We start from the raw sequence: 7,682 nt of genomic DNA, 5'->3' as shown, positions 1-7,682 counted from the left end.
ACCCATACACTCTCCCCCCACCCGACGCTCTTCCTATCTCTCCTACTGACCGCCGGCTCGCGGTGAGCCGCCGTCATGAGGCGCCTCATGACGGCGACTCACCTCGAGTGAACGCGGTTCTAGGCGCCTTCGGTGAGGCGGACGGAGCGCTCCGGGTCGTGCGCGGCGCGCAGGTCGCGTTTGAGGATCTTGCCGGAGTGGTTGCGCGGCAGCGCGTCGACCAGCTCGTACCAGCGGGGGCGCTTGAACCCGCCGAGGTGGGCGCGGCAGTGCGCGTCCAGGTCGGCGGGCGTCGTCCCGGCCCGGACGACGACGAGCGCCTTGACCGCCTCGCCCCACCGGGCGTCCGGGACGCCGATCACCGCGGCGTCCAGCACGCCGGGATGCCGGACGAGCACCTGCTCGACCTCGGCGGAGTACACGTTCTCGCCGCCGCTGCGGACCATGTCCTTGGCGCGGTCGACGAAGTGGAAGTAGCCGTCGGCGTCGCGGCGCATCAGGTCGCCGGTGCGCAGCCAGCCGCCGTCCATCGGGTCCGGAAGCCCCGCGTACCCGGCCATCACGCTCGCGCCGCGCAGGAGAAGCTCGCCGACCTCGCCGGGCTCGTCGGCGCCGTCCAGTGCGAGGTCAAACGGCGGCAGTGGCAGGCCGACGGTGCCGGGGCGCTCGAGTTCGTCGTCCAGCGTGGTGATCGTGACGAAGTTGCCCGCCTCCGTCGACCCGTACACGCCCCGGTACCCGATGCCGAGGTCGCGGAGCTCCTCCAGTGTGCGCGCGCGCTCGGTGCCGGCCATCCCGAACACCAGCCGCAGCGTTCCAGGCGCGGCGGCGGGGTGGCGCAGCGCCCGTCCCGTGCTGGTGGGGAAGATCGCGACCGTGACGCCGTGCTCGGCGACGAGCGGCCAGAGCACGTCGGGCGACGCGCCCGGCGGGAGCACCACCGTCCCGCCGGCCGCCAAATGCCCGAGCGCGGCGCCGTACCCGGCGACGTGGAACAGCGGCAGCGCGCCGAGGAGGCGGTCCGCGCCGGTGATGCCGAAGGCGTGCACGGCGTTGGCGGTGGCGGCGACCCAGCCCTGGTTGGTGAGCAGGCAGCCCTTCGGGCGGCCGGTGGTGCCGGACGTGTAGAGCTGGATGATCGGCGCGTCCGGGGCCGGACGCGGCAGGTCGTGCGGCGGCGCCTCGCCGAGGGCCCGGTCGAGCTCGGGGCCGATCATCCAGTGGGTCAGGTCGAGCAGGCCGGACGCGCTGGCGAGGTCCGCGAGCGCCGGGTGGACGACCGCGTGCCGCGCCGCCGCGTCCGCGACCTGGAACCGGATCTCCGCCGGGGCCAGCCGGACGTTCAGCGGCACCACGACCGCGCCGATCAGCGACGCGCCGAACGCGGTCTCGATCGCCTCCGGGACGTTCACGGTCAGCAGCGCGATCCGGTCGCCGGCCCGCACTCCCCCGGCGGCGAGCAGCCCGGCCCAGCGCTCGACGCGGGCGTGCAGGTCGCGGTAGGTGCGGGCGCGGCCGTCCCAGGCGAACGCCGTCCGGTCCGGCCAGAGCGCTGCGCCGCGATGGGCGAGGTCACCGAGGAGCATGCCCCGATCCTTCCGAACCGCGTTCGGATCGGTCAACATCCGGGCCCGTCCCGCTGTTGCCGAGATCACATCCGCCGGGCCAGCATGGGGGCAGCATCCCCCGCAGCGCCGAGGAGAACCGATGCCGAGGTCGTACGCCAGCGCCGTGATCGACGCCACCGCCGACGAGGTCTGGGCCTACCTGCGCGACTTCGGGAACCTCGCCGACTGGATGCCCGGCCTGCAGACGAGCGTGATCGAGGACGGCGGCCCCGGCGACCGCGTCGGCTGCGTCCGCCGGGTCTGGGGGCACGGCGACTCGGTGTTCCGCGAGCGGCTCGCCGGGCTGGACGACGCCGAGCGCAGCTACTGGTACCAGGTCCTCGAGGCGCCGCTGCCGATCCGCGACGCCAGCGCCCGCCTGCGCGTGGCCCCCGTGACCGGCACCGGGCAGGCGTTCGTCGAATGGTGGGGCGAGTTCGCCGCGGACGCCGGCGACGAGGAGGCCATGGGCAAGACGCTGTCCTCGGGCATCTACGCCACCGGCCTGGACGCCCTCGCCCGGCGCTTCTCCTGACCGCCGGCGCCCCGGACGGCGCTCAGCCGGACCGCGTCAGCCGAACCGCGGCGGGCGCTTCTCCCGGATCGCCGCGACGCCCTCCCGCACGTCGGGGCCGGTGAACCCGAAGAACTCCATGGCCAGCGACGCGTCGAACGTCGGACCGGCGAGCCGCAGCCAGTTGTTCAGCGCGTGCTTGGTGAACGAGATCGCCTCGGCGGGCCCGGCGGCGAGCCGCCCGGCGATGTCCAGCGCGCGTTCGTGCACCTCGCCGTCGTCCACGCACACCGACACGAGCCCGATCCGCTCGGCCTCCTCGCCGGTGAGGACGTCGTTCAGCAGCAGGTAGTACTTCGCCTTCGCCATCCCGCACAGCAGCGGCCAGATGATCGCGGAGTGGTCGCCCGCCGCGACGCCGAGCCGGACGTGCCCGTCGATGATCTTCGCGGTGCGCCCCGCGACCGAGATGTCCGACAGCATCGCCACCGCCAGCCCCGCGCCGACCGCGGGCCCCTGGATCGCGCTGACCACCGGCTTGGAGCAGTTCAGCACGTTCATCACGATGTCGCGGGCCTCGCGCATGATGCGGCGCCGCGACGCGTGGTCGCCCATCATCTCCTCGATCATGGACATGTCGCCGCCCGCGGAGAACGCCGTGCCCTCGCCGCGCACCAGCACCGCGCGGACCGCGTCGTCGGCGTCGGCGTCCCGCCAGACCTCCGCCAGCTCCCGGTGCCCGACCGTGTCGAGGGCGTTCAGCTTGCCCGGCGTGCTCATCGTGACGCGCAGCACGCCGTCCGCCGCCCAGTCCAGCTTCAGCCGCACGTACTTCCCGTAGACCGCGTCCTTTTCCTGGCCCGCGTCCGCGTCGCTCATGCCGCACTGCCCTCCGCCGCTTGATCGCCGAATGCCGCGCGCAATCGTCGCACAGCGAAGTCCATCGCCTCGGCACCGGCGTCGAAGATCTCCGGCAGCAGGAAGAACGAGTGCACGACGCCGTCGAAGCGGCGCGCCTCCACCGGCACCCCGGCCGCGGCGAGGCGCCGCGCGTACGCCTCGCCCTCGTCGCGCAGGATGTCGCACTCGGCGGTGATCACGGTCGCGGGCGCGGCGCCGGCGAGGTCGGGCGCGCGCAGCGGCGCGAGCCGCGGGTCGGCGGGGTCGGCGCCGTCCCGGTACAGGTCCATGAACCGGGCGAGCGTCGCGGCGTCCAGCCCGTACCCGGTGCCGTACTCGCGCCAGCTCGGGGTGTCCATCGCGGTGTCGGTCACCGGGTAGACGAGCAGCTGGTGGGCCAGGGGCAGGCCGCGGTCGCGGGCCTGGAGCGCGACGGCGGCGGCCAGGTTCCCGCCCGCGCTGTCGCCGCCGACGGCGAGCGCGCCCGGCGCCACGCCGTAGCGGGCCGGTTCGCGGGCGACGGCCGCCACGACCGCCCAGGCGTCGTCGACCGCCGCCGGGAACGGGTTCTCCGGCGCGAGCCGGTAGCCGACGTTCAGCACCGCGCACCCGGCGCCCGCCGCGAGGTCGCGGCACGCGGCGTCCACGTTGTCGACACCGCCGAGCACCCAGCCGCCGCCGTGCAGGTAGACCAGGGCGGGCAGCGGGCCGCGCTCCAGCGGCTCGGGACGGTACAGCCGCACCGTGACGGGACCGCCCGGGCCCCGGACGGCCAGGTCCTCGACGTGCGGAAGCTCACGCCGCACGACCGGGAACACCTCGCCGATCCTGCGCCGCATCTCCTCGATCGTGGGCCCGGCGTCCACCTCGACCGGCGGCGCGCCCTCCGGCGGCGCCGTCCAGGCGGACAGCAGCTCCAGGAAGCTCACGGTCTGCGGATGCAAGGGCATGCGGCGGCCTCCAGGGGGCGATCTGCGCGGAATCTACCGCTTCGCCTTCCCCGGTGCGCGGGGGATCAATCCCCGGTCAGCGGCCGGCGGCCTCGGCCACCAGCGCCTCGAACAGCCGCTTGTCGTCGCCGTCCTCGGGGTGCCACTGCACGCCCAGGCCGAACCGGTGGCCCTGCAGCTCCACGGCCTCGACGACCTGGTCCTCCGCCCAGGCCACCGCCGACAGGCCCTTGCCGAGGCGGCTCACCGCCTGGTGGTGGTAGGTGGGCACGTCCGCGGCGTCACCGAGGATCTTGCCGACGGCGCTGGTCGCGCTGATCTGCACCCGGTGGGTGCCGATCTTCCCGACCTCGGGTGCGTGCGCCTTGTGCCCCACGGCCTCCGGCAGGTGCTGGACGAGCGCGCCCCCGCGCGCCACGTTGAGCACCTGCATGCCCCGGCAGATCGCCAGGAACGGCAGGTCGGCGTCCACCGCGGCCCGCGCGAGCGCGAGCTCGAACCGGTCGCGCTGCGGCTGCGGCGGCCCCGTCTCGGCGTGCCGCTCGGCGCCGTACAGCTCCGGGTCGAGGTCGCCGCCGCCCGCGAGGACGAGCCCGTCCAGCCGGGAGACGAGCGCGGCGAGCCCGCGCAGGCTGCCGGTCGGCGGCACCATCACGGGGACGCCGCCGGCCCGCTCGACCGACCGCACGTACGACGCCGGGAGCAGCGCGGCCTCGCGGACCCAGACGCCCCAGCGGGCCGGCTCCTCGTAGGTGGTGATGCCGATGAGCGGCGGCGCGCCTCCCCCTGCGGCGGGGCCCGGAGCCCCTCGGATCGCCTCTGACATGCGCGGATTCCCCTCTGCTGAGCACTGGCCACGGGTCGGCTACCGATATGTAGCGATTCACCACTGTTGCGTGCACATCATGGCGCATCGCCCGCCCCCACGGACCGTCCCGCCCCCGGCCTTTCTCCGCAAAGCTAGCCGCACGGCCCCGATCCGCGCAGGCCGAAGCCCCGAGCCCGGTTCGGGCCCGCGACCTGGACGATCTTGGTCTGGCGGCCCGGGGCGCCCGCCCCCGTCCGGCGGGCCGCCTCCGGAGAACATCCATTACCGAACCGGCAGATCTTCTACCAAGGTGGAGATCCGTCCACCGCTTCCGGACGCTCCGCTCATGCCGCCGCCGTCCGGGGCCCGGCCGGTCCGTCGGCGAACATCAGCGTTTCCGGAACGGGCGCCAATGCGGCCGATCTTCCCGGACGAATCCAGTACCGTCCAGTATTCGCCCTATTTGTCGCGATTACTGTGATCACAGGGAATTGAAAATCAGTTACATACTGTGACAACACGGGGTGTCCGGACGGCGGCACCTTGAGGACCTGGGAATTTCGATGCGAGAATCTCACCTAGCCGGGCACCGCGGAGCGCCGAAGGCGCCGAACCGCCGGCGGTCCCGGCCTCCACCCGCCGAGGGGGCGTGCTTGCCATGTCAACGGAACCCCGAATGCTCAAGGAGAGCTTCACCCGCCTCGAAACCCGCTCCGACAAGGCCGTCGGCTATTTCTACGGCCGCCTTTTCGCCGCGAATCCGCGGCTGCGCGCGCTGTTCCCGATCGCGCTGGACGCCCAGCGCGACCGCTTCTTCCACGCGCTCACCCGCATCGTCTGGAGCCAGGACAACCCCGAGGAACTGGCCTCCTACCTGGCCCGTCTCGGCCGCGACCACCGCCGGTACGGGGTGACGGCCGAGCACTACGCCGCGGTCGAGGACGCCCTCCTCGCCACCCTGCGGGTCTTCGCCCGCGACGTGTGGAGCCCGCGCGCGGAGGAGGCGTGGACCGAGGCGTACCGGTCCGCCGCCGCGGCGATGACCGAGGCGGCCGAGCGGGACGCCGGCGGCGCCCCGCCCTGGTGGGCGGCCGAGGTCGTCGAGCACGACCGCCGCGCCGACGACCTCGCCGTCCTCACCCTCAGTCCCGAGCGCCCGCTGCCGTTCACGTCCGGCCAGTACGTGACCGTGCAGACATCCCGGTGGCCGCGCGTCTGGCGGCCCTACTCCATCGCCAACGCGCCCCGCTCGGACGGCCGCCTCCGGCTGCACGTGCGGGCCCGCCCCGGCGGCTGGGTGAGCGGCGCGCTGGTGCGCGACACCGGGACCGGCGACACCGTCCTGCTCGGGCCCGCCACCGGCACCATGACCCTCGACCCGGACTCCGGCCGCGACCTGCTGCTCGTCGCCGGCGGCACCGGCCTCGCCCCCGTCAAGGCGCTGGCCGAGCAGGCCGTCGCGGCCGGCCGGCGGCGCGACGTCCGGCTCCTGGTCGGCGCCCGCACCGAACGCGACCTGTACGACCTCTCCGACCTGCGCCTGCTGGAGTCCGCCTATCCGTGGGTGCGGGTCCTGCCCGTCCTGTCCGACGAGCCGGACTTCCGGGGCCTGCGCGGCACGCCCGCCGACGTCCTCGCCGACCTCGACGGCTGGGACGGCGGCTGGGACGACCGCGACGCCTACGTCGCCGGCCCCGTTCCGATGGTGCGGACGACGGTCGCCGCGCTCCAGCGGCTCGGGATGCCGCTGGAACGCGTCCACCACGACCTGCTGAAGGCCGAGGAGTGAGGGCCGGTGGCCCGCCGCCCCGGGACGGCGGGTCACCAGCCGGCGCGCTCCTTCAGGAACGCGGTGGTCGCCTCGTCCGCCGGGTAGAACGACTCGATCGCCAGCTCGGCGACGGTGATGTCCACGGGCGTCCCGAACGTCGCGATCGTGCTGAAGAAGGACAGCTCCCGGCCGTCGACCCGCATCCGCAGCGGGACGAAGACGTCGTGGTCCGCGGGCGGGGCCATCGCCTCCCCCACGTCCCCCGGGAAGCTCCGCAGCTCCTGGTAGAGCTGCGTCAGCGCGGCGTCCGCGGTGAGCGCGACATGCCGCCGCACCCGGTCGATCATGTGGGCGCGCCACTCCGCCAGGTTGAGGATGTTCTTCGCCATCCCGTCGGGATGCATGCTGAGCCGCAGCACGTTCAGCGGCGGCTCCAGCAGTTCCGCGGGCGCGCCCTCCATGAAGAACTGCGCCGCGGAGTTGGCGTCGATCAGGTTCCAGAAGCGGTCCACGACCACCGCCGGGTACGGTTCGTGGCCGTCCAGCACCTGCCGCAGCGCCGCGCGGACGGAGTCCATCCGCGGCTCCTCGATCGGCGTCTCGTCGAACACCGGCGCGTACCCGGCGGCGACCAGCAGCAGGTTCCGGTCCCGCAGCGGCACGTCCAGGTGCTCGGCGAGCCGCAGCACCATGTCGCGGCTCGGCGCCGACCGGCCCGTCTCCACGAAGCTCAGGTGCCGGGTCGACACGTCCGCCTCCGACGCCAGCTCCAGCTGGCTCAGCCTCCGCCGCTGCCGCCATGCGCGCAGCTGCTCTCCGATGGGTCGCACGTCGCTCAACGCCGTCGTCATTGTCGTCACGCCCCGACGCTACCGACCCCGACGTCATCCCGCCGATTACCCCCGAGGTAATCCATCCACCCACGTCAGCCGACGAGGACGGCCGGAAGGGAGCCAACCGGGGAGCCAACTCCGCGTGTCGGAGTGGCCGACGAGGTCTCTACCAGGCGGGTAGCGGGGGGCGAGCATCTTCTGGACCAGGTGCGCCGGCCTCCTGCCGGCCGCGGCGCGCGGCGCGATGGCGCGGGCCGCACCGAGCCGTGTGCGGAGTGGCGGCCCCGACCGGGGTCGGG

The 7,682-nt window shown here is 74.0% G+C and carries 7 protein-coding genes; 2 read left to right on the top strand and 5 right to left on the bottom strand.

Features of this window, described 5'->3' with window-relative positions; genetic code table 11:
* Positions 1–119 precede the first annotated feature (119 nt).
* A complete protein-coding gene (locus AB0C78_RS50250) occupies positions 120–1,586 on the bottom strand; it encodes an AMP-binding protein (protein WP_360762806.1) in 1,467 nt (488 codons plus the stop codon).
* A 121-nt stretch (positions 1,587–1,707) separates the two neighbouring features.
* Here AB0C78_RS50250 and AB0C78_RS50245 point away from each other — a divergent pair, with 121 nt between their 5' ends.
* Complete coding sequence (locus AB0C78_RS50245; protein WP_360762803.1) at positions 1,708–2,142, top strand: SRPBCC family protein; 435 nt, start codon at positions 1,708–1,710, stop codon at positions 2,140–2,142.
* A gap of 36 nt (positions 2,143–2,178) precedes the next feature.
* Here the strand turns inward: AB0C78_RS50245 and AB0C78_RS50240 are convergent, their stop codons facing one another.
* The 3 genes from AB0C78_RS50240 to AB0C78_RS50230 all read right to left on the bottom strand — a co-directional run bounded on the left by AB0C78_RS50240 (position 2,179) and on the right by AB0C78_RS50230 (position 4,797).
* A complete protein-coding gene (locus AB0C78_RS50240; RefSeq protein WP_360762800.1) occupies positions 2,179–3,000 on the bottom strand; it encodes an enoyl-CoA hydratase/isomerase family protein in 822 nt (273 codons plus the stop codon).
* Positions 2,997–3,971 carry an alpha/beta hydrolase gene (locus AB0C78_RS50235; RefSeq protein WP_360762797.1) on the bottom strand — a complete coding sequence of 325 codons (975 nt, stop codon included), beginning with the start codon at positions 3,969–3,971 and terminating at the stop codon, positions 2,997–2,999. Before AB0C78_RS50235 ends, AB0C78_RS50240 begins: the two co-directional genes overlap by 4 nt.
* Positions 3,972–4,047: 76 nt before the next feature.
* Positions 4,048–4,797 (bottom strand): gamma-glutamyl-gamma-aminobutyrate hydrolase family protein, encoded by a 750-nt coding sequence (locus AB0C78_RS50230; protein WP_151542987.1) that lies wholly within the window; start codon positions 4,795–4,797, stop codon positions 4,048–4,050.
* A gap of 658 nt (positions 4,798–5,455) precedes the next feature.
* Here AB0C78_RS50230 and AB0C78_RS50225 point away from each other — a divergent pair.
* Positions 5,456–6,568, top strand: coding sequence for a globin domain-containing protein (locus AB0C78_RS50225; protein WP_360762793.1), 1,113 nt, complete (start codon positions 5,456–5,458; stop codon positions 6,566–6,568).
* A gap of 32 nt (positions 6,569–6,600) precedes the next feature.
* On the opposite strand, the gene AB0C78_RS50220 is transcribed toward AB0C78_RS50225, so the two are convergent.
* Positions 6,601–7,401 carry a helix-turn-helix transcriptional regulator gene (locus AB0C78_RS50220; protein WP_151542996.1) on the bottom strand — a complete coding sequence of 267 codons (801 nt, stop codon included), beginning with the start codon at positions 7,399–7,401 and terminating at the stop codon, positions 6,601–6,603.
* Positions 7,402–7,682: the final 281 nt, after the last annotated feature.

It is taken from the genome of Actinomadura sp. NPDC048394, from assembly GCF_040651755.1.
Lineage (GTDB): Bacteria > Actinomycetota > Actinomycetes > Streptosporangiales > Streptosporangiaceae > Spirillospora > Spirillospora montaniterrae.
The sequence above is the reverse complement of the archived record's forward strand: the minus strand, read 5'-3'. Positions and strand labels throughout refer to the sequence as shown.

Excerpts from the sequence above, each read along its gene's own strand:
- AB0C78_RS50250 (WP_360762806.1), bottom strand. The coding sequence starts at position 1,586 with ATGCTCCTCGGTGACCTCGCCCATCGCGGCGCAGCGCTCTGGCCGGAC.
- AB0C78_RS50245 (WP_360762803.1), top strand. The coding sequence starts at position 1,708 with ATGCCGAGGTCGTACGCCAGCGCCGTGATCGACGCCACCGCCGACGAG.
- AB0C78_RS50240 (WP_360762800.1), bottom strand. The coding sequence starts at position 3,000 with ATGAGCGACGCGGACGCGGGCCAGGAAAAGGACGCGGTCTACGGGAAG.
- AB0C78_RS50235 (WP_360762797.1), bottom strand. The coding sequence starts at position 3,971 with ATGCCCTTGCATCCGCAGACCGTGAGCTTCCTGGAGCTGCTGTCCGCC.
- AB0C78_RS50230 (WP_151542987.1), bottom strand. The coding sequence starts at position 4,797 with ATGTCAGAGGCGATCCGAGGGGCTCCGGGCCCCGCCGCAGGGGGAGGC.
- AB0C78_RS50225 (WP_360762793.1), top strand. The coding sequence starts at position 5,456 with ATGCTCAAGGAGAGCTTCACCCGCCTCGAAACCCGCTCCGACAAGGCC.
- AB0C78_RS50220 (WP_151542996.1), bottom strand. The coding sequence starts at position 7,401 with ATGACGACGGCGTTGAGCGACGTGCGACCCATCGGAGAGCAGCTGCGC.